The 26,099-nt window shown below is 40.7% G+C and carries 27 protein-coding genes, 1 pseudogene and 1 riboswitch; of the genes and pseudogenes, 21 read left to right on the forward strand and 7 right to left on the reverse strand.

Annotated features, from left to right (window positions below; all coding sequences use genetic code 11):
* Positions 1–244 precede the first annotated feature (244 nt).
* Genes B7E06_RS04270 through B7E06_RS04310 form a run of 9 tightly spaced genes read left to right on the forward strand, consistent with a single transcriptional unit; the run spans position 245 to position 6,970 of the window.
* Positions 245–1,813, forward strand: a complete 1,569-nt coding sequence (locus tag B7E06_RS04270; RefSeq protein WP_082232831.1) for a sodium:solute symporter family protein — start codon at positions 245–247, stop codon at positions 1,811–1,813.
* A complete protein-coding gene (locus tag B7E06_RS04275; RefSeq protein WP_082232832.1) occupies positions 1,785–2,027 on the forward strand; it encodes a hypothetical protein in 243 nt (80 codons plus the stop codon). The genes B7E06_RS04270 and B7E06_RS04275 overlap by 29 nt, the downstream gene beginning before the upstream one ends.
* Before the next feature lie 31 nt (positions 2,028–2,058).
* On the forward strand, positions 2,059–2,361 hold the full coding sequence (locus B7E06_RS04280) for an urease subunit gamma (RefSeq protein WP_082232833.1): 303 nt from the start codon (positions 2,059–2,061) through the stop codon (positions 2,359–2,361).
* 15 nt (positions 2,362–2,376) lie between these two features.
* Positions 2,377–2,688, forward strand: coding sequence for an urease subunit beta (ureB, locus tag B7E06_RS04285; RefSeq protein ID WP_082232834.1), 312 nt, complete (start codon positions 2,377–2,379; stop codon positions 2,686–2,688).
* Positions 2,685–4,394 carry an urease subunit alpha gene (ureC, locus tag B7E06_RS04290; RefSeq protein WP_082232835.1) on the forward strand — a complete coding sequence of 570 codons (1,710 nt, stop codon included), beginning with the start codon at positions 2,685–2,687 and terminating at the stop codon, positions 4,392–4,394. The genes ureB and ureC overlap by 4 nt, the downstream gene beginning before the upstream one ends.
* A gap of 9 nt (positions 4,395–4,403) precedes the next feature.
* Positions 4,404–4,850, forward strand: a complete 447-nt coding sequence (gene ureE / locus B7E06_RS04295; protein WP_082232836.1) for an urease accessory protein UreE — start codon at positions 4,404–4,406, stop codon at positions 4,848–4,850.
* On the forward strand, positions 4,843–5,529 hold the full coding sequence (locus tag B7E06_RS04300) for an urease accessory protein UreF (RefSeq protein WP_082232837.1): 687 nt from the start codon (positions 4,843–4,845) through the stop codon (positions 5,527–5,529). The genes ureE and B7E06_RS04300 overlap by 8 nt, the downstream gene beginning before the upstream one ends.
* A gap of 29 nt (positions 5,530–5,558) precedes the next feature.
* On the forward strand, positions 5,559–6,173 hold the full coding sequence (gene ureG, locus B7E06_RS04305) for an urease accessory protein UreG (protein WP_082232838.1): 615 nt from the start codon (positions 5,559–5,561) through the stop codon (positions 6,171–6,173).
* Entirely contained in the window at positions 6,170–6,970 is an 801-nt protein-coding gene (locus B7E06_RS04310; protein WP_082232839.1) for an urease accessory protein UreD, read from the forward strand. Before ureG ends, B7E06_RS04310 begins: the two co-directional genes overlap by 4 nt.
* An 82-nt stretch (positions 6,971–7,052) precedes the next feature.
* Here the strand turns inward: B7E06_RS04310 and B7E06_RS04315 are convergent, their stop codons facing one another.
* Entirely contained in the window at positions 7,053–7,499 is a 447-nt protein-coding gene (locus B7E06_RS04315; RefSeq protein WP_082232840.1) for a DUF6376 family protein, read from the reverse strand.
* Between the two features lie 276 nt (positions 7,500–7,775).
* On the opposite strand from B7E06_RS04315, the gene B7E06_RS04320 reads away from it, so the two are divergent.
* Positions 7,776–8,078, forward strand: a complete 303-nt coding sequence (locus B7E06_RS04320; protein ID WP_082232841.1) for a hypothetical protein — start codon at positions 7,776–7,778, stop codon at positions 8,076–8,078.
* 236 nt (positions 8,079–8,314) lie between these two features.
* Here B7E06_RS04320 and B7E06_RS04325 read toward each other — a convergent pair whose 3' ends face one another.
* Complete coding sequence (locus B7E06_RS04325) at positions 8,315–8,869, reverse strand: GNAT family N-acetyltransferase (RefSeq protein WP_082232842.1); 555 nt, start codon at positions 8,867–8,869, stop codon at positions 8,315–8,317.
* A 226-nt stretch (positions 8,870–9,095) separates the two neighbouring features.
* On the opposite strand from B7E06_RS04325, the gene B7E06_RS04330 reads away from it, so the two are divergent.
* Complete coding sequence (locus B7E06_RS04330) at positions 9,096–10,424, forward strand: short-chain fatty acid transporter (protein ID WP_082235897.1); 1,329 nt, start codon at positions 9,096–9,098, stop codon at positions 10,422–10,424.
* Between the two features lie 678 nt (positions 10,425–11,102).
* Positions 11,103–11,294, forward strand: coding sequence for a hypothetical protein (locus B7E06_RS04335; protein ID WP_082232843.1), 192 nt, complete (start codon positions 11,103–11,105; stop codon positions 11,292–11,294).
* Between the two features lie 80 nt (positions 11,295–11,374).
* On the opposite strand, the gene B7E06_RS04340 is transcribed toward B7E06_RS04335, so the two are convergent.
* Together B7E06_RS04340 and B7E06_RS04345 are read right to left on the reverse strand one after the other, a co-directional pair.
* Positions 11,375–12,187: a ZIP family metal transporter gene (locus tag B7E06_RS04340; protein WP_082232844.1), complete on the reverse strand. Its 813-nt coding sequence runs from the start codon at positions 12,185–12,187 to the stop codon at positions 11,375–11,377.
* A 136-nt stretch (positions 12,188–12,323) separates the two neighbouring features.
* The gene (locus B7E06_RS04345) at positions 12,324–13,064 is read right to left on the reverse strand and encodes a poly-gamma-glutamate hydrolase family protein (protein WP_179133944.1); all 741 of its coding nucleotides are present in this window, start codon (positions 13,062–13,064) and stop codon (positions 12,324–12,326) included.
* Between the two features lie 1,567 nt (positions 13,065–14,631).
* On the opposite strand from B7E06_RS04345, the gene spoIIP reads away from it, so the two are divergent.
* Together spoIIP and B7E06_RS04360 are read left to right on the forward strand one after the other, a co-directional pair.
* Positions 14,632–15,783, forward strand: a complete 1,152-nt coding sequence (gene spoIIP, locus B7E06_RS04355) for a stage II sporulation protein P (RefSeq protein WP_082232847.1) — start codon at positions 14,632–14,634, stop codon at positions 15,781–15,783.
* 379 nt (positions 15,784–16,162) lie between these two features.
* A complete protein-coding gene (locus tag B7E06_RS04360) occupies positions 16,163–16,522 on the forward strand; it encodes a hypothetical protein (RefSeq protein WP_082232848.1) in 360 nt (119 codons plus the stop codon).
* A 238-nt stretch (positions 16,523–16,760) separates the two neighbouring features.
* Here B7E06_RS04360 and B7E06_RS04365 read toward each other — a convergent pair whose 3' ends face one another.
* Positions 16,761–17,558 carry a plastocyanin/azurin family copper-binding protein gene (locus B7E06_RS04365; protein WP_143414450.1) on the reverse strand — a complete coding sequence of 266 codons (798 nt, stop codon included), beginning with the start codon at positions 17,556–17,558 and terminating at the stop codon, positions 16,761–16,763.
* Positions 17,559–17,864: 306 nt separating this feature from the next.
* Here B7E06_RS04365 and B7E06_RS21730 point away from each other — a divergent pair, with 306 nt between their 5' ends.
* Positions 17,865–18,029 carry a hypothetical protein gene (locus tag B7E06_RS21730; RefSeq protein WP_179133945.1) on the forward strand — a complete coding sequence of 55 codons (165 nt, stop codon included), beginning with the start codon at positions 17,865–17,867 and terminating at the stop codon, positions 18,027–18,029.
* 464 nt (positions 18,030–18,493) lie between these two features.
* Here B7E06_RS21730 and B7E06_RS04370 read toward each other — a convergent pair whose 3' ends face one another.
* Entirely contained in the window at positions 18,494–19,105 is a 612-nt protein-coding gene (locus tag B7E06_RS04370) for a YdhK family protein (protein WP_082232850.1), read from the reverse strand.
* 413 nt (positions 19,106–19,518) lie between these two features.
* Here B7E06_RS04370 and B7E06_RS04375 point away from each other — a divergent pair, with 413 nt between their 5' ends.
* From B7E06_RS04375 to B7E06_RS04395, 5 genes and pseudogenes are all read left to right on the forward strand, one after another.
* On the forward strand, positions 19,519–20,373 hold the full coding sequence (locus B7E06_RS04375) for a multicopper oxidase family protein (RefSeq protein WP_245807669.1): 855 nt from the start codon (positions 19,519–19,521) through the stop codon (positions 20,371–20,373).
* Between the two features lie 836 nt (positions 20,374–21,209).
* Positions 21,210–21,497, forward strand: a pseudogene (locus B7E06_RS04380) (GNAT family N-acetyltransferase); the annotation flags it as partial.
* A 523-nt stretch (positions 21,498–22,020) separates the two neighbouring features.
* Positions 22,021–22,320 carry a hypothetical protein gene (locus tag B7E06_RS04385; protein WP_082232852.1) on the forward strand — a complete coding sequence of 100 codons (300 nt, stop codon included), beginning with the start codon at positions 22,021–22,023 and terminating at the stop codon, positions 22,318–22,320.
* A 223-nt stretch (positions 22,321–22,543) separates the two neighbouring features.
* A complete protein-coding gene (locus B7E06_RS04390; protein WP_082232853.1) occupies positions 22,544–22,894 on the forward strand; it encodes a VOC family protein in 351 nt (116 codons plus the stop codon).
* A gap of 296 nt (positions 22,895–23,190) precedes the next feature.
* Positions 23,191–23,508, forward strand: coding sequence for a hypothetical protein (locus tag B7E06_RS04395; RefSeq protein WP_082232854.1), 318 nt, complete (start codon positions 23,191–23,193; stop codon positions 23,506–23,508).
* A 195-nt stretch (positions 23,509–23,703) separates the two neighbouring features.
* Here B7E06_RS04395 and B7E06_RS04400 read toward each other — a convergent pair whose 3' ends face one another.
* Positions 23,704–24,753 (reverse strand): homocysteine S-methyltransferase family protein, encoded by a 1,050-nt coding sequence (locus B7E06_RS04400; protein WP_082232855.1) that lies wholly within the window; start codon positions 24,751–24,753, stop codon positions 23,704–23,706.
* Between the two features lie 192 nt (positions 24,754–24,945).
* Positions 24,946–25,050, reverse strand: a riboswitch (SAM riboswitch).
* A gap of 626 nt (positions 25,051–25,676) precedes the next feature.
* On the opposite strand from B7E06_RS04400, the gene B7E06_RS04405 reads away from it, so the two are divergent.
* On the forward strand, positions 25,677–26,027 hold the full coding sequence (locus tag B7E06_RS04405; protein WP_082232853.1) for a VOC family protein: 351 nt from the start codon (positions 25,677–25,679) through the stop codon (positions 26,025–26,027).
* Positions 26,028–26,099 lie beyond the last annotated feature (72 nt).

Below are 26,099 nucleotides of genomic sequence, written 5' to 3' on the forward strand. Positions count from 1 at the left end.
TGAGTGTGTTAGCTTTTAATTGGTCAGTATCATGTGAAAATGAGGAATCCTAGTGAAAATCCCTTAAGTCAGCAAAAGACTTAAGGGATTTTTTATTTTTTTCTAAAAAGGCTAAACTAAGGACATTCCATATATGGCAGCGCTTACCTTAACATGAATATGTTAGGTTTCCTTACATTTAATGTTGCTTAATTGTCAGAATATGCTATATTATTCAACATATTAAAAAAATTGGAGGATGCCTATGTTACCATCTTACGTTGGCTATGGTTTGTTGTTGGTCTTTGGATTGTTCTTTACTTTGATTACTTTTGTAATGCAGCGAAGAAGAAAGCAAGCGATGACGGCGGAACAGTTCAGTACGGCTGGGAGAAGTGTCGGGGTTGGCTTAGCAAGTGCTTCTATTATTGCCGCCTGGACGTGGGCGGCGACACTGATGATGTCTTCCTCTACTGGCTATCAATATGGGATAAGTGGTCCTTATTGGTATGCGGCGGGTGCTTGTATTCAAGTTTTACTTTTCGCGATCGTTGCCATCCATTTGAAAAAACGAGCGCCGAATGCGCACACTTTCCTGGAGTTTATTGGCCAGCGGTTTGATAAGAAAAATCACCGTTTAATTCTTTGTTTTGCTTTAATGACGAACATTCTTGTAACATCCATGGTCGTACTTGGCGGTGCGATCGCATTGAATTCTCTTACAGGAATGAACATATATGCAGCTGCCTTTCTCATTCCTCTTACCTTCACGATTTACACAATGATAGGTGGATTGAAAGCCTCTTTTGTAGCGGACTACTTTAATACAGTTATGATTTTTGCCATCCTGGCTATTTTTGCGACAGTTGTTTATGTCAAGTTTGGCATTGATCCGATTTACGAAGGACTGAGCAGTATGCCAGAGTCTTCTTCTATGCTTACGATGGCCTCTGTGTCCGGTTTGTTTTTCGGAATGATTAACATTATTGGAAACTTCGGAGCGGTCTTCGTTGACCAGGCGTACTGGCAGCGGGCCATTGCAAGTAAAGATAGTGCGGCCTCAAGAGCCTACATATACGGCGGGATCGCGTGGTTTTCCATCCCGTTCGCGATTGCGACATTTCTGGGAGTAAGTGCTGCAGGTCTTGGACTTTCGGTTGCAACACCTGATGCTGTTGCACCGGAAATGGCGGCACATCTGCTTGGCGGTATTGGTTCGATCTTGTTTCTGGCTATGTTGTTTATGGCCGTGATGTCCACAGGCGCTGCTGAACTAACTGCGATTACGAACATTATCGTGACAGATATTTACAGGACATCGATCAACCCGAAAGCAAACAGTCAGCGGCTATTAAATGTTTCCCGTAAAGTGACGTTAGGATTTGGCTTGATGATGGGGCTGCTGTCAATTCTGTTGTTTAAAATCGGAATCGGATTGGGGTTCGTTTATATGGCGATGGGTATTTTTGTAAGTGGGGCGGTTATTCCTGTCACGCTTGGATTACTTTGGAAAAAAGCTACGAACGAAGGGACCTTCTATGGTGCTTCCGCAGGGCTGATCGCCGGGGTTATGGTATGGCTCACTTCAGCTAATCTTCTTTTTGGAGAAATTAGTATAAGTTCTCTCGGTGAGCTTCAGTCAATGTTTTTTGGAAATATTACCGTGTTTCTCGTAAGCGGCACGATTTCGATCGGCCATGCACTAATCGCCAATAGAGAGTTTGATTTTGAATCATTGAAAGATAAGTTCCGCAGCTTTGATGATGAAGAGACTAGCGACGATACCGTAGAGGAGGAGTGGGCGTATGAAGGAAAACGAGCATCAGCTAAGTAAGGACGCCAAGATGTGTACGAGGTGGGCTTTCACGCTGACAGCCCTGCTGATCATTGCGTTTCCAGGGATTATGTTCATTACAGGCTACAACTACAGCCTGCAGTTTTTTAAAGGATGGACGTATTTATCGTTTACCTGGTTAATTATTGCCGGTTTATATATTGCGTTTCGTCCGGTCGTTGAATATATGAAAGGGGAGAACGGCCAGCCGTAAAGGCATTTTTAAAGAGAGAGGAGGTGCTAATGTGAAGTTAACATCTCGAGAAATGGAAAAGCTGATGGTCGTGACGGCGGCTGATCTGGCAAGACGGCGCCAGCAGAGAGGGTTGGAGCTCAATTATCCAGAAGCCGTCGCCATCATTACATATGAAGTCGTTGAAGGAGCGAGAGATGGAAAATCTGTTGCCGAGCTGATGCAGTATGGCGCCACGATCCTTGAGAGGGAAGATGTCATGGAAGGGGTGCCGGAGATGATTTCTGACATTCAAGTGGAAGCGACTTTTCCTGATGGTGTAAAGCTTGTAACAATTCATGACCCGATTCGCTGATAAGGAGGCTGCACAATGATACCAGGAGAATTTTTATTACGAAAAGAATCGATTCTTTGTAATGAAGGAAAAGAAACAGTCAAAGTTAACGTGTTAAATCGAGGAGATCGTCCTATTCAAATCGGCTCTCACTTTCACTTTTTTGAAGTGAATCCTTACTTGGAATTCGACCGCGAGCAGGCGAGGGGAAGGCATTTGAATATTCCAGCTGGAACGGCCGTCCGCTTTGAACCTGGCGATGAAAAAGAAGTAGAACTTGTAGCATTTTCCGGAGAAAGGAAGATTTACGGCTTGAACAATCTCGTAAATGGGAGGGCCGAGATATGAGTTTTAAAATGTCACGAAAGCAGTATGCCGAAATGTTCGGCCCTACGACAGGGGATGCGATTCGATTAGCGGACACCGAATTATTCATTGAAATAGAAAAGGACTATACAACATACGGTGATGAAGTGAAATTTGGCGGCGGAAAAGTGATCAGGGACGGTATGGGACAGCATCCTTTAGCGACTAGCAAAGAGGCTGTCGATCTTGTCATTACAAATGCCGTAATTTTAGATCATTCGGGCATTTATAAAGCAGATATCGGTGTAAAAAGCGGATGGATTGCAGCGATTGGGAAGGCTGGAAATCCTTTGCTGATGGATCATATTGATATTGTCATTGGAGCTTCTACGGAAGTTGTGGCTGCAGAAGGAATGATTGTTACGGCCGGCGGCATTGACGCGCATATTCACTTCGTATCACCGCAGCAAATTGAAACCGCTCTTACGTCAGGAATTACGACGATGATCGGGGGAGGTACAGGACCGGCTACGGGTTCAAAAGCGACGACTTGTACACCAGGGCCGTGGAATATTCAAAAAATGCTGGCAGCTGCAGATGAATATCCGATGAATTTAGGTTTTTTAGGAAAAGGAAACTCCTCCAGTGAAGCTGCCATTCAGGAGCAGATAGATGCAGGAGCTGTAGGGCTGAAGCTTCATGAAGACTGGGGCACGACTGCGGCAACAATTGATACATGCTTGCGGGTAGCTGATCAAAATGATGTGCAAGTCGCGATACATACAGATACATTGAATGAAGGCGGGTTTGTAGAGCATACACTTGATGCGATTAATGACCGCGTCATCCATACGTATCATACCGAAGGAGCGGGAGGAGGACATGCGCCGGATATTATTGAAGCGGCGAGCTATCATAATATCCTCCCATCCTCGACGAATCCAACACGTCCTTATACAGTCAACACGCTTGAAGAGCATTTGGACATGCTGATGGTATGTCACCACCTCGATCCTAGTGTGCCTGAAGACATCGCTTTTGCTGATTCACGGATTCGAAAGGAGACGATTGCGGCAGAGGACATTCTCCATGATCTTGGCGTATTCAGTATGATTTCATCTGATTCCCAGGCGATGGGGCGGGTGGGAGAAGTGATCATTCGTACATGGCAGACTGCGGATAAGATGAAAAAACAGCGCGGTGCTTTAGAGGGAGATCATGAGAAGAAAGATAACTTCCGCGCCAAGCGATATGTAGCCAAATATACGATCAATCCAGCAATCACTCACGGTATCTCCGAGTATGTCGGATCTGTTGAAGTGGGCAAACTGGCCGATCTCGTACTGTGGGACCCAAAGTTTTTCGGCGTAAAGCCCGAGCTGATTATTAAAGGCGGAATGATCGCTAACAGCTTAATGGGAGATCCGAATGCAAGCATTCCGACACCGCAGCCGGTGTTTTACAGAGAAATGTTCGGTTCACACGGTCAGGCCAAATACAAAACATCACTGACGTTTTTATCAAAAATAGCTTATGAAAACAGCCTTCATGAAAAATTGGGTTTGCGTAAGCAGGTACGCCCGATTTCCGATGTACGGGAGTTAACAAAGCGATCCATGATCCATAATGGAGAAACACCAAAGATAGAGGTCGATCCACAGACATATGTCGTGAAAGTGGATGGAGAAGTTATCGATTGTGAACCGGCAGAAACCGTACCTTTAGCTCAACGATATTTCTTATTTTGAGGTGAAAAGATGATTATTGAACACATAGTTGGAAACGTAGCAACTTTAGAGAAACGCGCCCCCCATATCGAATATGTCTACTTAGAAAGCGATCAGCTTGTTAAAAGGATTCAGCGAATGAAAACAGATCACGGCAATGAGATTGGTGTCAGGCTTTCGAAAAACGACGAGCTTTCAGACGGTGACGTGTTGTATATGGATGAAAAAAATATGGTCGTCATTTCTGTGAAAAAAGATGATGTCTTAGTGATCAGCCCGACAAGCATGCAGCAAATGGGGGATATTGCCCATCAGCTCGGAAACCGTCATTTACCTGCCCAGTTTATAGGCGAAGAAATGATCGTGCAATACGATTATTTGATTGAAGAATTGCTGCAAGAATTAGGGGTGCCGCACAATCGGGCAAAGAAGAAGGTTCCGAAGCCCTTCCGCCATATCGGACATCATCATGACTAGCGGATTAATGCCGCTCCTGCAGCTCAGCGACTCTCAGTTTCCATCCGGCGCCTTTTCCCATTCTTTTGGTTTTGAAACATATATCCAGGAGGAATTGGTGACAGGAACTGAGAGCTTCAAGCAGGCATTGACCGTCTTTTTGAATAAACAGCTGAGTTATAATGACGGACTCGCCTGCCGGCTGGCTTATGAAAGTCTGGAGAACGGCATTCGTGAGGAGCTTATAAATATCGATCACGTGCTGTTCACAACGTGTGTAGCAAGGGAATCAAGAGAAGGCAATCGGAGAATGGGAGAACGCCTGGCGAAGCTGTGTATGGAATTATATCCATCCCCTGGTTTGAGTGAATATTTAGCCGCCATTAAGAAAAAGAATGCCTATGGCCATCCAGCCGTCGTGCTGGCGGCCGTTTATCATTCATTAGCCATTCCGAAAAAAGCGGCGATAGAAACCTTCTTGTTCACCAACCTTTCTTCGAATGTACAAAATGCAGTCAGAGGAATACCGATTGGTCAGACGGACGGGCAAAGAATTTTAGTACAGCTGCAGCCCTTTATCAAGGATGCCGTGGATTCTATTATGCACCTGTCTTCCGACGATTTAGGAGCGGGAAGTCCTGGTCTGGAAATTGCCCAAATGCATCATGAGCGGCTGAATGTGCGCCTATTCATGTCTTAATTAAAATTCAACATAGAGGAGTGGAAACGATGGAACCGATTTGTATTGGAGTAGGTGGTCCAGTCGGTGCAGGAAAAACAATGCTCGTGGAGCGGATCACCCGGGACCTTAAAGATGAATTGAGTATGGCAGTGATTACAAACGATATTTATACGAAAGAAGATGCAATGTTTCTTTTAAAAAACGGTGTGCTGGAGGAAGACCGAGTGATCGGAGTCGAAACGGGCGGCTGTCCGCATACGGCGATTCGCGAAGATGCGTCGATGAATTTTTCAGCGATTGATGAATTAAAGGAGCGCCACAATGATCTTGATTTGATTTTTGTAGAAAGCGGTGGAGATAACTTAGCGGCAACCTTTAGTCCGGAACTGGTCGATTTCTCAATTTATATTATCGACGTTGCCCAGGGAGAGAAAATTCCGAGGAAGAATGGACAAGGTATGATCAAGTCAGATTTGTTTGTTATTAATAAGACAGACTTGGCGCCATTTGTCGGAGCTGACCTCGAAGTAATGAGGGAAGATACGATCAAAGCGAGAAGAGAAAAACCTTTTGTTTTCACAAACTTAAAGACACAGGAAGGACTCAATGAAGTGATCGATTGGATTAAATCCAACGCCTTCCTTAAAGGATTGAAAGCATGAGGGAGACTGGCCTTCTCAGCCTTGAGGCGAAGAAGCGCCATGAGAGGACGATCATTCATGGATACTATGAGGGAGCCTTCAAATATACGCGTCCCGTTCGACTTGAGGATGAATCCCTGTCTGTCTACCTGATCCACGTGGGCGGCGGATATGTCGACGGGGATACATACGGAACGAGTATTACATTGAGTGAAGGAGCGCAGCTTTTAGTAACAAGTCAAGCCTCCACAAAAGTGTATAAAACACCTTCGAAGCCCGTAGTACAGCAGACAGCGATCCACTTGGAGAGCGATAGTGTTCTTGAATACTGCATGGACCCATTGATTCTGTACGAAGGAGCGAAGTTTATACAGAACACGACCGTATATATGGATCCTGGCGCGACATTCTTTTACAGTGATATCATTACCCCCGGCTGGTCTGAAGATGGAGGTCACTTCCGCTACGACTGGGTGCGCAATAGATTGAAAGTCTATCAAAATGGCAAGCTCGTTTTGTTTGATCACCTTTTACTCGAACCTGATGAGGAATTGGAAGGGATTTTGCAGCTGGAAGGACACACCCATGTAGGCTCTTTCGTCATCTCTCATCCGGAAGCCTCCCGTGAATTTGCGGCACGGTTGTATGAAAGCTTGTATGAAGACTTCTCCCATGTGCGCTTCGGGATCTCTGATATGGAGGCCAGCGCTATTGTCGTGCGTATTTTACACCATCGCACACAGACGATTGAAAAGATGATTCATCACGCTCACATGCTGGCGAGAAAAGAACTTTTAGGCAAAGGGGAGATCTCCTGAAGGAAATATTAAAAGCCGCCGCTTCTATAATCGGAGCGGCGGCTTTTAATGAATTAAGGCCCAGTGTAGTGATGGGAAAACCTTATTCGACCAGTTGCGTAAGTTGATCGACCGTTTGGGAAATCTCGCTTAATGATTGGAAGACTTCCGTGTTTTCAATCACTGAAGGATCCAGTGTACCATTTTCTATATTGTTTAAATAAACATCAATTCCACTAAGAGCCTGATGGTTATAATCGACGACCTGCTGATGAAGGTCGGCTCCGACGGACGGTTCTTCCAATTCATTAAACTCATTTATCTTCTGTTTCATGTCTTCCATACGTTGCTCTAAATCGGCAGCGGCCTGTTCATCTGTTACGGCCTGCTCAGCTAGTGAAGGAACTTCCTCTACAAAAGTGCTGACTTCATTCGCATATTCTGTGGCCTCATTGGCATAATTCAAGGTGTTATTTACCCCTTCAAGCATCGAACAGCCACTTATAACAACCGCAGCAAACATCAAAAATGCGATAGCTATTTTTTTCAATAAAAAAACCTCCTGAAAAATCTTTCTACACACAGCCTTCATTATAGCATAGACGTCTGGCGGGGCTATTTACTCGGGGTTTTTCTTATTGGGTGGGATTCTTAAATAAGTCCTCGTTATTCTCAAATATCTGCGGGGGATTCTTAAATAACTACCTATCATTCTCTAATAACTATACTCGATTCTAAAATAACGAATCCAACTCCTTTAATACACACCCTTAATGCTGGTAACATAAATCTAAAGTAGTAGTTTTAGAAGGAAGGAGGAAAATCAGTGAAATCTCATCAACGAATGGAAAAATGGAAGAAAGTCAGGGAAAACGGAAAAAAGCATTACATAATCAATTACGGAATACTAGGCTGGGGGCTGTCGACTGGAATATTATTTATTCTATATAGCCAGTTAGTAGGAAACGGTCTCCAGTTTTTGCAATACACAGCTGGGGATTGGGTAGCGAAGCTGCTCTTAACTTTAGGGATTTTCCTGCTGGGCGGTGTCTTGTTTGGATATGCGACATGGCAAATAAATGAACGTTTTTATTACAAAAGATATGCAGCGGCACGTTCAACATACTGAACGTGCCTTTTTCGAAGTAAGCTTGAGCTATTAATAGAAGAGACTGATGATCCCGGCAAGTAATAATAAGAGGGAACTTGAGAGTAGGGCGATTTTCATGGGACGATTTGCTTTGTGAAAGATTCGAAAGAACACTGGACTCACCCCCTTGGGAAAAATAGATTCACCTTTTATACGAGAAAAAGGAAGAAAGGATTCAAACCATATTTACCCAGTCTATTAAAAAAGCCTATATTTCAGCGAAATATAGGCATGTACCCTCGGTCTGATCGAAGCCTTGAGTAAATATTGAGATCTATAAATCTTCCTCTCGAACGCTGAGCCTGCCGTAACAGCCCTTCATAAGTAAAGTTCAACTTTTGCAGAACTCTGATCGAGTTCGTGTTCGGAGGCTCTACTTTGGCTTCCACCCGGTTCATCTGTAAGGAAGTAAAGGCGTAATGGATCAGAGCGCTTGCGACTTCGGTAGCATATCCTCTGCCCCAGGAAGCTTTAGCTAAATCGTACCCAATTTCAGTGACAGCATTTACATAATCTATGGAATTGTAGCCGCAGGATCCGATAATCTGCTGGGTATTCAATTCAATGATCGAATACCGAATCGCAGAGTATTCTTCTGTCAGCTGATTCAGATATGTAATCATATCCTTTACTTCATTCTCATTTTTAAAAGGATGGACGTTCATAAATCTGGCCACATCGGGGTCCGACCAAATCGGATACAGGCTGGATGAATCAGCAACTGTCATGCTTCTTACATAGAGCCGGTTCGTGTAAAATTCTTTAATCAATATTTTTACCTCCAATTCTGGGTTTTGGTGTGGGGTTAAAAATACTGATATCTGCGCATCGTTCAGTCCTTTCCAGAAACACTGTTTATCTTAAGTATACGAGGAAGAATGGTCTTTTACCATGAGTTTCTTATTTTTCAAAAAACATAAAGAAGAAGGGATACAAAAGCGGATGTCGAAAGTTGTAGAGGGGTGGAAATTAAAATATAAATTAGAGGAGGAGCCTATGCTTAAGCGAACGATTAGAGGATCTAATTACATAATGCAGCGTTATTTACCGGATCCATTCTTATTTGTCATTTTATTAACTTTTGTAGTATTTATCCTTGGGTTGATTTTTACGAACAATTCTCCTGTTCAGATGGTTCAATACTGGGGAGAAGGCTTCTGGGATCTGCTCGATTTCTCGATGCAGATGGTCCTTATTTTAGTTACCGGCTTTGTACTGGCCAGCAGTCCCATTTTTAAAAAAGGCCTCGGAAATTTGGCTTCCTTAGCAAAAAGTCCAGGTCAGGCCGTCGTTCACGTGACGTTAGTTTCGTTAATCGCAAGCTGGATCAATTGGGGATTTGGGCTCGTCATTGGTGCATTATTTGCGAAGGAGCTTGCCAAAAGAGTAGCTGACGTCGACTATCGGCTTTTAATTGCAAGCGCTTACGGAGGATTTATCGTCTGGCACGGCGGCTTAGCAGGATCCATTCCATTAACGATCGCCACACCTGACCATTTCTCACAGGATACACTCGGAATCATTCCAACCTCAGCCACTATTTTCGCCGGATTTAATCTGGCCATTGTAGCCGTTTTATTTATCGTACTGCCGATTTTGAATCGAGCAATGACTCCAAGCAAAGAAGATCGGGTGACCATCGACCGATCACTTCTTGAGGAAGAGTCCGGCATGGGAGCAGCTACTGTGGAGCCGTCAGCGGACACCCCGGCCATTCGCCTGGAAAACAGCAAAATTCTATCATTAGTAACCGGCCTGCTCGGAATCACTTTTTTATTGTACTATCTCTTAACATCCGGTTTTCAACTGAATCTTAATATCGTAAATTTCGCCTTTTTGTTCTTCGGTATTCTGTTCCACGGCACGCCAAGAAATTTTATAAACTCAGTGGCCGATGCGGTAAAAGGAGCAGGCGGCATTATTATTCAATTTCCTTTCTACGCAGGAATCATGGGGATGATGGTCGCTTCAGGACTCGCGGCTCTCATGTCAGAAGGCTTTGCATCGATTTCCAATGATTTCACCTTTCCATTCTTCGCCTTTATCAGCGCGGGAATCGTCAACTTCTTCGTACCGTCCGGCGGCGGACAGTGGGCCGTTCAAGCCCCAATTATGATTGATGCCGCTCAGCAGTTAGGAGCCTCTCTGCCTAAAACCGCGATGGCTGTCGCATGGGGAGACGCCTGGACAAACTTAATCCAGCCATTCTGGGCACTGCCGGCACTCGCAATCGCAGGATTAAAGGCCAAGGACATTATGGGCTTCTGTTTAATCACTCTTTTTGTAAGCGGTACCATTATATCGCTCGGACTGTTATTTTTATAAAAGTATTGAAAAAGCAGCTTGGAATCCCAAGCTGTTTTTTTGAGCTCTATTTGGGTTTATGGAGTGAATACGGTTTGTTGAAGAGCTGAAAGAGGATGGAGAAGCGCCGAAAGGGCGGGGAAAAATGCCAAAAGAGAGAAGGTGAACGTCGAAAGAGGGGAGAACCGCTGAAAGGGAGAGGAGGAGCGACGAAAGCGGAGGGAAAAACGCTGAAAGAGAGAGGATGAACGTCGAAAGAGGGGAGATCCGCTGAAAGGGAGAGGAGAAGCGACGAAAGCGGAGGGGGAAGAGCTGAAAGAGAGAGGCTGAATGTCGAAAGAGGGGAGATCCGCTGAAAGGGAGAAGAGAAGCGTCGAAAACGGAGGATGAAGAGCCCAACTCCGGGAAAATAAGCGGCTTGATACTCTAGTTTTCCTTTTTCAATGTTTTGTCTTCGGTTTGCTCTTCACGTTTCTAATCGACGCATTGGGGAAAAGAATAAACAGAGGCTATTATCTGGTTTATCTCTTACTTTACATATTGGCAGGCTGCTTCATGCTCATCCTGTTTATCGATGTAGTTATAGGCCTCGGCAACTCCCTTATATAGAGTAGGGTTTTATTTGTGGGATCTGCCGCATCAATTGTTTAAGCGTACTGTTTGATTCCGGAATAATCAAAAGAGCGGGGAGCTTTAGACATGGGAGAAAATAAGACGGAGCTGTCTAAAACGGAGAAACGAAAAGATATAGCACGGTTGCTCTATATCCTTGTGTTTATTTTGCTGAGTCCGTTTTTAACCTCGACATTCCATCCATTGATCGCACTTACCATTGTGCTTGGGCTATATCCTCTTTTGATGTCCATAATCGAGGAGATTACGAAAGAGTAATTTCTCCCTTCAAGATGGGGTGAAAAAGGAAATGAAAATTCATCAGAAAAGGCCCTCCCATAGAAAGGAGGGCCTTCGTTCTATCCTAATGCAACATCCAGTGTCATCATCACCGCAAATCCAACCATTAAGCATATGGAAGCGATCTGTGCATGCCCTTTTTCGTGAGAACCGGGGATGATTTCTTTAGCGACGACAAAAATCATCGCTCCGGCTGCAAAGCTTAAGGCGTAAGGGAGGAGGGGCTCAATAAAAATAACAGCCAGTGCTCCTGCGACAGCAGCTATCGGCTCTACAATGCCAGAGGCCTGCCCGTAAAAAAAGCTTTTCCTCTTAGACATTCCGTCCCGGCGCAGCGGCATTGAAACAGCCGTTCCTTCGGGAAGGTTTTGGATTCCAATCCCTAGCGCCAGAGCCATGGCACCTGTAAGGGAGGCTGTTGAGAAATCAGCCGCTAAGGCACCGAAAGCCACTCCAACCGCAAGACCTTCCGGAATATTGTGAAGGGTGATTGAAAAAATCAAAAGTCCGGTTCTCCGTTTGGCTTTTTTATCTTTAATATCATATAAAAATTTATCATTTTTCTCTAATATTGGCATGACCTGGTCCACCATGAGCAGGAACACGCCGCCTAACAGAAATCCGATTAAAGCCGGCATCCATGAGGGGGTTCCATTGGCTTCAGCCATTTCAATTGCGGGAGCCAGCAGAGACCAGAAGCTGGCGGCGATCATTACGCCCCCGGAAAAGGCAAGCATGCCATCCATCGCTTTTTGATTATCTTTCTTACCGATAAAGACAAGGGCTGCGCCTAAGGCGGTCATTCCCCAGGTGAAAAGCGAAGCTATAAAAGCTTGCATTACAGGGCTAAAGTTATTGAACATATCCATCATTGTCAGGAACTCCTTTTTGCATTAGCGAAATGTTTTTCCTTAGTGCAAAATTATATGCCTGTAGCAACTGGATTGTCAACCGTTGGGTTTATCCAGCAAAAAACTCTTCACCCCAACAAGGAGTGAAGAGTTTTACTTACTTATATTCATCCATCGCTGCCTGAATAGCAGCAGCATAGGCTTTAAAAGTTTCGGTTTGATTGGAGGCGTTATTCCTGGAAGCATAGCTGATATCGCCGTTTTTAAAAAAAGCTTCTCGCTGTGCCCGGGTAATTTCCAACTGTACACCTTTTCCTGTCTTCGTTCTGTTCGCGATGTTTTCCGGGTGATCACCGTCCAGATGTTCCGGAGGTTTTGTGACGACAAATCCTTTTTCTCTTAAGTGAAGGCAGATGATGTCTTTTAAGTTTTCATCAAGCCCGCCGATCATTGTCTGCGGCAGATTCCCTGAGGTCCCGTGAATAGAAATATTGGATTCAGCAGCACCTGCCATTTTTAAAGCCCGGGGTTCATCAAAGTGGGTGGCCGTAATGTGCAGGTTGCTGTAATTATTCGATGACAATCTTCCTTTAAACGTATAAAAAGGGAAGGAAGAGCCGGCAATGGCTTCCGCGAGATTGGAAGTCGCTGCTTCAATGCCGCCGCCGTGGATAGCACTGACAAGCCAGCGCTGATCACCGTTTGTGTTTGTCATAATTTCATAATCTTTTCCTTCCTCATACACCTCAGCAAGCTCGGCGTATGAGCAGAAACGATCGCCGGAACAGTCGTTTTCTTCCGCGTTTGATGAATCTTCGTTCCTGTTCATCAGGGAAACAATAAAAATTCCTAAAAAAGCTGCAGCGGCTAACACTGGCAAAAGTATTTTTGTATTCACCATCATTCTCCTCCTTCTACTTATAGTATCGGCTGCAAACTTTAAAAAATAAGTCCGGTGTCCATTACTAGGAATGAGGGAGGAGGTTTAGAAGATGAGACTATAAGCGATCCCAGGAGATTTTTCCTTCGTTTAAAAACTGTTCTCTTGCTTTCAGACGCTTCTTCTTTTTTATCGTGCGGCAAGCTTTGCAGTTTAAAAAATCCTGGCCTTTGCCTAAAAAGTGTTCATAAGATTTTTTCGTTTTGCATGTCGCACAAACTCTGTCACTGTGAAAGTCCAATATATCCCTACTTTATATGGAAATTTTCGTTCATTATAATAGATTTAAATTGATCTGTCGAACGTTATTAACTGAATATTAAGAATTAAGGTGTGAGTAATTGCTTTCGAAAATCATTGAGAAATACTGAAGGGGCGGGATTCCTCATCAGAAAGCAGCTGATTCTTTACTGGTTTATTACTCTGGGGAAATTTGTTTTTTATGTATAGAGGCAACAAGGTTAGAGCGGGCAGAGAGTTATTTGCCCGTTTTTTATTGATAAATAGGGGTCTCTGTGTAGAGTGGATGTCTAAGCTTAAAATAATTTGCGGAGTTCTTGCTCTTCTGTTTAGTGAATAATAACTGGGGATCGAATTTTTGAATGTAGTTCTTCCATATAAGGGCAGTATACTTGATGACTCAGTTTCGAGATAATATAAAAAGGTTGGGAATTGAATGTCTTAAACTGTCTGGTAAAGTGGATTTGAAAAATTATCTCTTCTAATATAAAAAATGAGAAAAGACACAGTACTAGCATAAGGTGGTAGAAATGGTATTAATTATAATTGCAGTCTTCATCTTTCTATGGATCATAGGCATTTACTTATATAAAAAAGCACCCAAAATTTTTTTACCGCGTTGATTGCGGTTGTTTTAAAGCAGGCAGGCATTCATATGGGAGTATGGAAAGTGAAACATATGCCGACAATTGTTTTACTGGAGTCCTTATTTTTAGATTTAGGAATCTTCACTATCGCCGGAGCCTGGTTCACCTAAATGCTGGTATACAAAAGCCTTAATCCTCTCAGTGTCTATATCATATTCATAGGAGGTATGGCGGGCTCTTCTAGTAGAAACAATAAAATATGATAAAACATGGAATTTCTTTTATAAGTTCCTAATGTAAATACCCCAGTTAATCACCGCGTTAATTTATTATTATATGAGTAGAATCTCTCTAAGGGGTGTTTTGATGTTTCAACACTCCCTCCGATTAATTACATCTTATGTAGAATTCTTTATTCCACAGTAATTTACAAATGGCTTTGTATAAAGGGAATTAGAAAGGGATATATATGACATACTTTCTCTCACCTTTGTTTAGGAATTGAAAAATTTCGAAATGCAAATATCTCAACCTCCTCTTTATCCCTTGTCTCTAATATCAATATAAGAGATATTAGTAAAGATTCTTAATAATTTGGAAGAGGACTCTAGGAAAAAATAATTCTATCTAAATAAGTACTATTCTAATCCGCATATTCATAGATTTAATTGTAAAATATGCTATGGGCGGGGGAGATAGTGATTAGGGAGAAGAATTATTTAATTCTAGCGGTAAAAGCCTCTTTTCTTTGTGTATTTGTAAGCTACTTTTTAGTATCTGTTATTACTAACCATTATATTAAAGAATATATGGAGTCTTCTATAGTAGAATCCCTTTCTAAAATTTTTCCAGAAGATCTTTACCTTTTTCTTATGGGACAAGAATTAACTTTATTAAGGATGTATTCTTTTGAAGAAGATAAAGAAACGATAAATTGGCTAGAATTGGCCACTAATGTAGAGATAGGTGACTTTAGAAGTTTGTTAGGTAGAGAAATTCCAGGGTTAGAGCGTTACCAAACTGAAATTATTATAGCAGGAGAGGGAACAAATATTGGTAACCTTCCAAGAGAGTCTCCTCCTCCCACAGGTCAAGAACTTGAAAATCAAAAAGTAAATCAAAAGGAGTTAGATAAAGCTCATGAAAAAGATCCGCCTAAAGAGTCCGAGGAGGTTAGTGAAAAGAATGTGTATATTTACCATTCTCATAGTTGGGAAGCCTTCAAACCATTAATAAAGAACGGAGAGGGTTCTCTGCAAGCTTCTAGTACAAATGAGGAGGCTAATGTGGTGGCGGTAGGAGAAAGGTTAAGAAATGAATTGGAAAGGAGAGGAATTGGTGTAATCCATAACAAAGATGATGTAGATAAAGAATTGAAAGAAAGAAACTGGAATTACAACAATTCTTATGAATTGTCTAGAGAAAAAGTTACTGAAGCTCTGGCGCAAAATGAGGAAATATCATATTTAATTGATATTCATAGGGATTCCCAATCCAAAGACATTACTACTAAAATTATTAATGATGTAGAGTATGCCAGGCTCTTTTTCGTAGTAGGAAAAGAAAACAAAAATTATGAAAAGAATTTAATGATCGCCAAAGAATTAAACTATGCCCTTGAGAAGAACTATCCTGGAATTAGTCGGGGAGTTTTTGTTAAAACTAAACTAGAAGGAAATGGGGTGTACAATCAAGACTTAACAGAAAGGTCTCTTCTAGTGGAATTTGGAGGAGTTGATAATAACCTAACAGAGCTTTACAACTCTATAGAAGCATTTGCTGAGACTTTTGGAAATTATTACGAAGAAGATGTAACGAAAGTAATGGGGACACCGGAAGTAGATAAGTAATAACCAGCCTATGACTTAGTCTTTCGAAAAAAAGTATTTTCTTGTCACGCATTAAGTATTTACAATTAAGAACGAGCGCATGGGTCTTTTAGTGGTAGGAGATAGTAGTATTAGGAGCTATAGGTCTATAATGAGCCTAGTAATATTCGTGTTTCTAGGACAAGTAACTTTGTTAACTAGTATGAAATTTTTAATTATCATTAATTAGAGTAATGATGGGAGATAGCTATTGAAGGAACACATTGCAGTCAGGATTGACAAAAAATAAAATCTGACATAGTCTAATAAAAAAGTTGCGCAATGCAAACAAATATGCATTACTAAAAAACTATTTTCATTACTAAGATGTGAAGCCTTAAGTGAGATGGAGTTGTGTCAAATGTGTGTTTCAAATAATGTCTTTGAATTACAAGCTTATCGTATGTATCAACAAATAATAAAGTCTTCGGTATATTCCCCAATCACGGTTGAATGTGCTGGGGGCAGAAATATAGATCTTACCTGCCAAGAAGTGGAATCCACCGATCTTATTAAGGAAATAGCTTTAAAGGACAAAGAAGGGCACCTTTTTAGAATTAAGCCTCATGAAGAAGGATTAAGGTTTGCTAATGGTGAAATAACTTATGAAGAGTACGAGGGAATCATTAAAATAAACAATAGGAAGGCTATTACTTACACATCTATTATGGCAGCATCTCTTATGATTACAGGGGTTGCATTTGTTACATTCTTTATTTAACAGGGATTGAAATAGATCGAATCGATTATTAAGCAGGAGAGTTGAATTTTTGAAACAATCTCTGCACAATTAATTTTAATTTTTTCCTTACGATCAAAAGTTTACCTCAATACGGAGTATAAATGAGGGTTCTTCCTGCAATCCCCCAAAATCAAATAATAAACACCCCGTCTTAGGTTAATTTTGACACAAGACAGGGTGTTCATTACATTATTTGACCGTTTGGTTTAACACTATTTTATAATACCTCTAAAGTACCAACCATTCCGGACTCCTGATGACCAGGAAGTGTACAGACGAACATATAAGTACCGCTTTCACTAGGAATAAATGTTACTCTTTGTTCTTCGCCCGGTGCAGCGTGCACGTGAACATTTTGTGAGGAATTGCTGTGGTCATGTTCGTGATTAGTATTAACTGTCTCTGTCGATAAGTTTATAATTTCCAAATCATGCTCGATGGTTCCTGTATTTAATAGTGTTAGTTCCACCTGATCACCTGCATTTATTGTTTGCTCCTGAGGAGAAAATTTAAATTCATCTGCTTGAATATACACATCTTTTTCATTAATTGGAGGCGTTGTTATTTCTTGTTCATTAGAAGCAGGCACTGGAAGGTAGGGATCGAATTGATTGATAAGGAGAAAAATTATCCCATACATAATAATGGTAACCAGTGGATTGGTAAAAAATAAAGACTTGTTGTTATTTATTTCATTTTCAAGGACCATCCACATAACCAGTAAGGTTGAGAAGCAAATAAAGAAGAGTATTTTTAAAAGAAAGTCACGATCCTCTGGGGTTATCATATTGCCCAGCATCGCTCCCATCATTCCACCCATAATTCCTGCAAATACCCCTTCTAATACAGTAATCGTCCCCGTTCGTACACCTGCAGCAATTCCAATAAACATTCCCGTTATTATTCCTAATACAGTAGAAACGAATAAATCATCATTAAAAATTACACCGAGAATATAACCAACCAGTAAACTAACACTCATCCCCAGTGACATAGCAATTGTCTTACTAGTCATTTTCGATATAGATTTGTGATATTTAAATCCTTTCCAAATTACTAAGAAGACTCCAAGTAAAATTATGAAAATGAGCGTGTATAATGAAAAACCAATAGTTATGATGAATCCCTCCTTTCTGGCTTGTCTTATTTTATCTGTATGCAATCTTTCTTATAGGAATTCCAAATAGTATTCCTTAGGAAGAAATACTAGTAACTAAATCAATTTTCTCGATTCTTAACAAATTAGGGGTGTAAGTTATTCTTAAATGTTCAGGAATAACTTCTAATTAGGAAGTTATAGTTTTCCAACGTGGAGGCATTTATGAGAAAAACCCACCAATTTTCAACTTCTAATAACCATCATCCTTATGACGAACAAAGTGGAAATGAAAATGACCATCATGCTGATGGAGAGATGATAAATGAGTTTTCAAGAGGGTTCACACCCAAATTGAAATTTTGCTGCTGGGACACTGGATTGAAATGAGGTCATTTATGGGCTCAGCCTAGCACTTGTGCTAGGCTTTTGTCTTGAAAGAAATATTAGTAAATACCCATACCATGTAAGAGTAAATTGTACTCATAGAATTGGGGGACTACCAGCAAGATTCTTTGACTTATTATAATTTGTAGCAGCAACCATTGAGATGACCATGTGCTGGTTATGGTGGAATGATGTATGGAATCTTCTTGTTAAAGGAAGGCAACTTAGATAAACATCTATTCTTCTCTTAAATTTTTTATAGTTAAAATAGCAATCAAACTTTTTATTTTTTTATATTTTAAGGAGAAAGATGAAGCGTAAGATTTTATAAAAAAACAAAATTTCATCTAAGCAATAATTTCTAATCCTGTAACAACTCTCTTTTTACATACCTATAAACTTTATCAGCCATAAAAAAGGGCGAAATCTTTTGATTTCGCCTGGAAAATCTTCCTGTTGAGCTCATACTACTCAGCTGAAAGTTCATTCGCTGTAACCCATTTATGGTTGGTGACTTCTTCTCCTCCATCCGTTGGAGTAAAGTCAATCATATAAACGGTAGTTTCCTCAGCTGAATCAATGACAGCCTCTGCTCCATCCATTCCTTCCATGTGGGAAGCGCTAAGGGTCACTTCTTCCCCTGGTTCGAAAGCTTTTTCCCCAGCCTCTTCAATTTCTTCATGGATGACCCATTTATGATTCTCCACACGTTCCCCGCCATTGGTCGGATCATAAGAAACAGAATAAGCTACCGTATCATAGGCCCCTACAATCGTAGCCTGTGCTCCTTCCATCCCACTCATGTGAGCCGCCTGGATGATCGCTGTGCTGCCCTCTTCAAATTCCGGATTTCCTGCTACTTCCAGGCCTTCCGGTATTTCACGGGATCCTGAGTGCTCCATTCCTTCATGGCCTTCTGAATTTTCCTCTGCATTTTCATCTGAAGATGACTCTTCAGTTTGGTTTTCGTTTTGCTCAGACGTTTCTTGCTGATCTCCTTCATTTCCCCCTGAGCAAGCAGCTAATACAAGCAATAAAACCCCAAATAATACGATTAAAAGAAACTTCAAATTTTTCATCTTGATTTTCCTCCCATTCTTCCCCATTGTTTGTAAAGTTCACCATTTTAATATATCCCCTTTATATGCATTTTTTGTGCAGAAAGGCTGGCCATGGTTGATTTAGCAAATATTACTCCGTTCTGTTAACACCTCTATCAATATTCCTCAATTTCAATGTTGCTACAAATTTATCACATCTATGCTGGAAATAATGCGCAGTTTCTCGATAAATGCCTACTACATTTAAAGAGATAAAACTTATAAAAGGGGAGAGTACTATGAAAAGAAAATGGATTATTATTTTGGTTGCATTAGTGGCAATAGGTTCTACATTTATATACCGGTAATTATCACTGGCTTCACCATCCGATACCGATGTCACTGCATCAGCATCCAAATCGGCTCCGATCGAATCGCCAGGAGTAGAAACATTGCACGGCGAAGAGGAAGAAGGAGTCAAACGGTTTAAATTGACAGCTGAGCCGGTGACACAGACTTTCACCAGTGGCTATCAGGGAAAGGCGTGGGGATACAATGGCAGCACGCCGGGTCCGACATTGATCGCAGAAGAAGGCGATAAGGTTGAAATTACGGTGACGAACACCCTTCCAGAAGCAACATCTGTCCACTGGCATGGCTTGAAGGTCCCAAATGACATGGATGGTGTAACCTCTATCCAGGATACACCGACCATTGAACCAGGTGATTCTTTTGCTTATTCCTTCACACTTCAACAGTCTGGCACCTATATGTATCACTCGCACACCAATGTGTCCAAACAGGAATTGATGGGGCTCGGAGGAGCTTTTGTCATACAGCCGAAAAAACAGAACCAGCAAGTGGACAAAGATATTGTCATGATGCTTCAGGAATGGACCCTTGAAGGCGCGGGAGGTCATGGTGATATGGAAATGGCCACTCCATCGTCCGAAATGAGTAAGGAAGAACATTCTGAGAAAGAAGAAGTGACGAAAAGAGCAGGCGAAGATTCAAAAGCCTATGAAATCAACCCGCTAGGGATGGAGCCGAATACGTTCACTATTAACGGAAAAGCTTATCCGGATACAAAACCGATTCAAGTGAAAAAAGGAGAGACAATACGTCTGCGGTTTACCAATCTCAGTGGTAATTCTCACCCAATGCACATGCATGGCGATGACTTTAAAGTGGTAGCTGCTGATGGCAACCGCATTGATGAATCTGCACAACTCACGAAGAATACTATTAATGTGGCTGCTGGTGAAACCTGGGATGTTGAGTTCACAGCAGAAAATATAGGCAAATGACCGATTCATTGCCATAAACCCCACCATACCATGAACGCGGATGGTGATACAGGCGGCATGTTTACTGTTGTAGAAGTAATAGAATAACTTCTCAGCAAACCATTGATTTAGGCTGATAATATTTCTCGACGGCCTATTAGTCTAAATAGCGTGGAAAAGTATATTCTATTTGTGTCGATATTCAAGGTAATTACTTAAACGGGTTATGATTATGAAAAACAAGTTGTAATGGTGAAAGCAAAGTTTTTCTTATTCTGTAACCCTAAATATAGTTAAATTCTCTTAAAGTGTAAAAATATGGAAATTATCCATTGAAAGTCTTACTTGGCTATAAAATTTATTTTCAATACAGCGGTGATTGTAGGAGAAATATATGGTAAAGGCATAAGAAGCTAATATAAGCCAAAGCGATTCATCCCCCATTACATACTCTTTCAAACTTACTAGAAGAATTAGAGCCTGCTGTAAGAGTTAAGCCGTTTCCATCCTAATGACTTAAAGGATCTGTTTTTCTTTTCAGGCTGGAACAAGCTAGAAATCTATTTTAAAGAAGGATTTAAGAATGGAACTTCGCCTCTTGCTAAGGGGAATCCTAGTTCTGTAAATAGTTGTCTTAATAGGCTGAAGGAAGATTTAGATAGCGGGGAGTGGCACCTTAAGCATGGTGATCTATTAATAATCTAATCAAAGTTTATCTCAGTACTGAGTCTTAAATAATTGAGGGCTAACCTTGAACAATGGTTGGTTCCTATTTCTAAGACGGAAATATTGAACTAACAGAGCATGATTATTGAAGAAGATGTGTTGCACTTAAGAGCTGAGAAGGAGAGGAAAAAATGTTTCCGACATTAGAAACAGAAAGGTTGGTACTTAGAGAAATATCGAAGGATGATGCAGAAGGTATATTTGCTTGTTTTTCAAATGAAAATGTAACACGGTATTATGGACAAGATAATTTGGAAAATATAGAACAAGCAGAGGCATTTGTATATTTCTTTGCAAATAGTTACAAGGAGAAAAGAGGAATACGCTGGGGGATTGAGATAAAAGGAACTCAAGGGATAATCGGCACTATTGGATTCAATGCTTGGTCCCCTAAACATAAACGAGCAGAGATAGGTTATGCTTCTTTTGTTCGGGTAAAATAAATGTAAAATTGGGCTCGTGAAAAAAAGCTCTCCCCATAGTTTGAGCCAATTTTTGTATTTGTCTGCTATCCTTCTTCAAATGAAAGGTTGAAGTATCATAGATTTCCGCCCCTTTTATGAATGATACTGTTCATTTAACCTCGGAAAACAACCAGCACCTTGTATGAATAACAAGTGTTTTTGTATATTACCCTTTTTTTGTATGTTTCCCTAGGCTAGTTACAAACAATTGCTATGGCTTTTCTTCCCGATCTCCAGCATACTACCTTGATTCATTTTCTACCGGCTTCATTTAAAATCTAAGTTAATTCCAAACTAATTTCTCCACTTGTCGAACTTTTACTTTCATTTTAATATATAATCCATATTACCTTCAGAGTGTAAATGCAAACGCCCACTCTTAAATTGAGGCGGTAAGAAAAGATAAAAATTAGGAATATATCTCGAATTCAAGTCTTGCGTAAACGGGGGCTTTAATAAAAGAGGTGGGAGATTAGAAATGAGGACCTTATTAGAACTTTTGCGTGTAATACTTATTTTTGTCCTACTTGGTGGCTTAGGTGGGGCGATTATAGGAAACATTTATACAATCAATGAACCAACAGAAACTTATTCGTGGCTCGGTGCATTAGCAATATTAGTTTTATACTTTGTATTATATAGAAACAAATTACAATTTTTGGGTTGGTATAACGGAAAGGGAAGAAAGAAATTGCCTAAAACAGTTTCCGTTACACTTCTTTTTGCTTCTATATTACTAATTATAGCACCATTTATTATGGGCTCATTATTAAACTAACGGGGCGATTGTTCAATATGAGCAATCGCTTTTTTTCTAACGGGCAGGATTGTGGAAGACTCAGTTTCGAGATATTGATCTAAATTATTGGATGATTACCTTGTATCTTTTTTGCTGATTTTTTGAAGGTTTCTGGAGCAGTAATCCTGAAGTTATTCTATATAAAGGCAAGTTTGTAGGTTAACTTGAATACTAAACTTCAAAATACCATGGAGGTGTAGAATTGATAGTTAAGAGAATTGTTGCAAATATTGAAACGCAGGACACTTCCGAAGCAAAACACTTCTACGAGGAAATATTAGGACTTAATCAACTAATGGACCTTGATTTTATTGCAACCTATGGATCTAATGAGAAAATGACCACTCAAATCAGTTTTTTATCTGAGGGAGGATCTGGCACACCAGTACCTGATTTGTCAGTTGAAGTTGATAACCTAGACGAAGTGCTTACTCGTATAAAAGATAATGGAATTCCAATTGTCTATGGACCAACTACAGAACCGTGGGGAGTTCGGCGTTTTTATGTTAGAGATCCTTTCGGAAAATTAGTCAATATTTTAACTCATTTATAAATTAATCAGGCATATTTGAGATTTTACCCAATGAGGTTAAGGTATAAGTATTTGTGTTCTTTAATACAGAATAGGGGGCGATTGTTCAATACGAGCAATCGCTTTTTCGCTAACAGGAATGAGACTCAGATAATAGAATGTATGAAACTAAATTGAATTGATTTCGTATGGCTATTAGGAAGCTTTATTACATAATCATAGCAAATTGAATTAATTAAACTGACGGTGCAGGATAGTTCAACAAGAGAGCAGCTTTTCGTTAAAAGGCAAGGTTGTCGAATAGGGGTGAGGTAGATATGAAATTGGTAAGCAGGATTCAAGAAAAATACAGAAAAAGTAATAAGTTATTTTTAGCTTTAAAAGTTCTATTAAGCGCTTTTACAATTTTCTTTGCTGTTAGGGTTTTATTCCTATCTATTTCGGGATTAGTGAGTTCGGATACTTCAACTGATTTTCCGAATTTATTACTTTTTGGTATGCTTTTTTCTTTAGGATTATCTAATGCTGTCGAACTAGTTGAAAAGTTCGTTACCAAGAAAAAAGAATATTTTACACTATTACTTATAACTACATTCTTCCTTCTTGGTGTCTCCGTATTTGTGTTGTGGGTATGAAATCGCAACACAAAATTAAGTAAGTTTTTAAACAAACAGATGCGTCAGTTTGAGATATACTCGAGAATATCTCGAAATCAAGTCTTACAGTAAAGGGGGCGAATCTTGGATAAAAAGATTTGGAACCGTCGCTGGGGAAATAAAGAATAAAGCTTTGAAAAACGCCTGACCGTATTTTTGGACAGGCGTTTTAACTTATGCTTTTGTCTTATAAGATGTGATGTGATCCTGCAGCGTGTCGTCACTGCCGAACAAGAAGTGTTTCTCCATATTCGGGGAATAGGTGGAGTTTACAGCTGTACGGCCGACGGTTTCTGCCACTTCACGAAGCATAGCCGGAGAAGCTCCACAGCAGAGTCCCAAATAGTTTACACCAATACTGTGGGCTTCTTTGGCCCACTCAGCAAGCTCATACCTGTTCGTGTATAGCGGATCCAGGGACGTTGGGAACGTTGTTTCCGTTGGAAGTGTACAAGCACAGCTGCCGTCCGGCAGGTTGAAGAAGGTAGGGTGTTCTTCTGTTGTGCGGTAAGGAATGGGAAGGGCACCTACATAACCGTCCACCGTATTACGTATTTTCTCTATATATGGTTGCATCGTTGCTGGTCCGCGGAAGCAGTTCATCCCCACAACAAGAGCGCCTTTTTCTTTTAATAAGCGGCAGGCTTCTTCTACTTCGTAGCCATCTCGCAGAATATTTTCTCCCATCAGGCCAAATGTGATTACGGCAGGAAGCTCTTGTTTTTGGATTTCTTCGAGAGCAATCAAGGCTTCTTCATAGTAATAGAAGGTTTCTCCGTTCACAAAGTCTACGCCTTCTTCCTTACACCAGCCGATCATCTCCGCAAACATGCTTCTTGTTTTTTCAACAGCTTCGGGATCATCCGGGTTGAACAGGTTCGTGTTAGAAATGTTCCCAGCTACGAGTGCTTCTTCCTCAGGGTGCTCCTGGGCTACCTCTTTGGCTAGACGGATGGCCTGTCGGTTAAGCGGCTCTAATAAATCCTCTTTGCCGATGATTCTCATTTTTTCACGGTGGCCGTTATAGGTAAAGGCTAAGACGACGTCAGAGCCTGCGAGCATATAGTCACGATACGTCTGTTTTAGTGCCTGAGGGTTATCCAGGGCTACTTCAGGTACAAAGGATCCGGCCTGTAAATAGCCGCGGCGCTCTAGCTCAAATAAGTAGCCTTCTCCACAAATAACGGGTCCATCCTGTAATCTTTGTTCTAATGATCGTTTCATTTCATTCAACAACCTTTCTGTTTTATAAGAATAGTTTATCTTTAGAAAGCAAGTGCTCTTTTACAAGGCACGATGGCTTTCGGTCGGATACGGGCTAAAATTGTTCAATCCTGTTGGGTCATATGGTAATCATCTCCTTCGAAAAAAATAAGGACCTCCTTGGGTAAGGAAGTCCTTTATGCATAAAGAGTCTCCTTATCTTCAAGGTATAACTACTACCTTCTGGATTTAGCACCGTGCCAATGGCTGGTTGCTGAGGTATCAAAGGGCCAGTCCCTACACCTCTCTGGATAAGTTTTACTAGTATGTAGTTTTTGAAAAACAGTTGCCCTCGTTACATGAGAAGCATTCTTAATCAGAAATCAAATAAAGAATTCATTTTGAAAATTAGATGTTGATAATTTCGCTTGCGTTTTACAATACAGGAAAACGAAATAAGAATCAATGGAATTTTTAGAAAAGAAGTTTTAAACTTGATTCTGATTTATTTGAAAATACATGCCAGATGTGTGGATGCTCACTGAGTGGTGCCTGCCCCGTATTGAAAGGNTTTGTATTATATAGAAACAAATTACAATTTTTGGGTTGGTATAACGGAAAGGGAAGAAAGAAATTGCCTAAAACAGTTTCCGTTACACTTCTTTTTGCTTCTATATTACTAATTATAGCACCATTTATTATGGGCTCATTATTAAACTAACGGGGCGATTGTTCAATATGAGCAATCGCTTTTTTTCTAACGGGCAGGATTGTGGAAGACTCAGTTTCGAGATATTGATCTAAATTATTGGATGATTACCTTGTATCTTTTTTGCTGATTTTTTGAAGGTTTCTGGAGCAGTAATCCTGAAGTTATTCTATATAAAGGCAAGTTTGTAGGTTAACTTGAATACTAAACTTCAAAATACCATGGAGGTGTAGAATTGATAGTTAAGAGAATTGTTGCAAATATTGAAACGCAGGACACTTCCGAAGCAAAACACTTCTACGAGGAAATATTAGGACTTAATCAACTAATGGACCTTGATTTTATTGCAACCTATGGATCTAATGAGAAAATGACCACTCAAATCAGTTTTTTATCTGAGGGAGGATCTGGCACACCAGTACCTGATTTGTCAGTTGAAGTTGATAACCTAGACGAAGTGCTTACTCGTATAAAAGATAATGGAATTCCAATTGTCTATGGACCAACTACAGAACCGTGGGGAGTTCGGCGTTTTTATGTTAGAGATCCTTTCGGAAAATTAGTCAATATTTTAACTCATTTATAAATTAATCAGGCATATTTGAGATTTTACCCAATGAGGTTAAGGTATAAGTATTTGTGTTCTTTAATACAGAAT

The organism is Halobacillus massiliensis (genome assembly GCF_900166625.1).
GTDB classification, from domain to species: domain Bacteria; phylum Bacillota; class Bacilli; order Bacillales; family Halobacillaceae; genus Halobacillus_A; species Halobacillus_A massiliensis.

Coding starts and splice junctions, on each gene's coding strand:
- B7E06_RS04270 (WP_082232831.1), top strand. CDS start 245: ATGTTACCATCTTACGTTGGCTATGGTTTGTTGTTGGTCTTTGGATTG.
- B7E06_RS04275 (WP_082232832.1), top strand. CDS start 1,785: ATGAAGGAAAACGAGCATCAGCTAAGTAAGGACGCCAAGATGTGTACG.
- ureB (WP_082232834.1), top strand. CDS start 2,377: ATGATACCAGGAGAATTTTTATTACGAAAAGAATCGATTCTTTGTAAT.
- ureC (WP_082232835.1), top strand. CDS start 2,685: ATGAGTTTTAAAATGTCACGAAAGCAGTATGCCGAAATGTTCGGCCCT.
- ureE (WP_082232836.1), top strand. CDS start 4,404: ATGATTATTGAACACATAGTTGGAAACGTAGCAACTTTAGAGAAACGC.
- B7E06_RS04300 (WP_082232837.1), top strand. CDS start 4,843: ATGACTAGCGGATTAATGCCGCTCCTGCAGCTCAGCGACTCTCAGTTT.
- ureG (WP_082232838.1), top strand. CDS start 5,559: ATGGAACCGATTTGTATTGGAGTAGGTGGTCCAGTCGGTGCAGGAAAA.
- B7E06_RS04310 (WP_082232839.1), top strand. CDS start 6,170: ATGAGGGAGACTGGCCTTCTCAGCCTTGAGGCGAAGAAGCGCCATGAG.
- B7E06_RS04330 (WP_082235897.1), top strand. CDS start 9,096: ATGCTTAAGCGAACGATTAGAGGATCTAATTACATAATGCAGCGTTAT.
- B7E06_RS04335 (WP_082232843.1), top strand. CDS start 11,103: ATGGGAGAAAATAAGACGGAGCTGTCTAAAACGGAGAAACGAAAAGAT.
- B7E06_RS04340 (WP_082232844.1), bottom strand. CDS start 12,187: ATGATGGATATGTTCAATAACTTTAGCCCTGTAATGCAAGCTTTTATA.
- B7E06_RS04360 (WP_082232848.1), top strand. CDS start 16,163: ATGTGTGTTTCAAATAATGTCTTTGAATTACAAGCTTATCGTATGTAT.
- B7E06_RS04365 (WP_143414450.1), bottom strand. CDS start 17,558: ATGACTAGTAAGACAATTGCTATGTCACTGGGGATGAGTGTTAGTTTA.
- B7E06_RS21730 (WP_179133945.1), top strand. CDS start 17,865: ATGAGAAAAACCCACCAATTTTCAACTTCTAATAACCATCATCCTTAT.
- B7E06_RS04370 (WP_082232850.1), bottom strand. CDS start 19,105: ATGAAAAATTTGAAGTTTCTTTTAATCGTATTATTTGGGGTTTTATTG.
- B7E06_RS04385 (WP_082232852.1), top strand. CDS start 22,021: ATGAGGACCTTATTAGAACTTTTGCGTGTAATACTTATTTTTGTCCTA.
- B7E06_RS04395 (WP_082232854.1), top strand. CDS start 23,191: ATGAAATTGGTAAGCAGGATTCAAGAAAAATACAGAAAAAGTAATAAG.
- B7E06_RS04400 (WP_082232855.1), bottom strand. CDS start 24,753: ATGAAACGATCATTAGAACAAAGATTACAGGATGGACCCGTTATTTGT.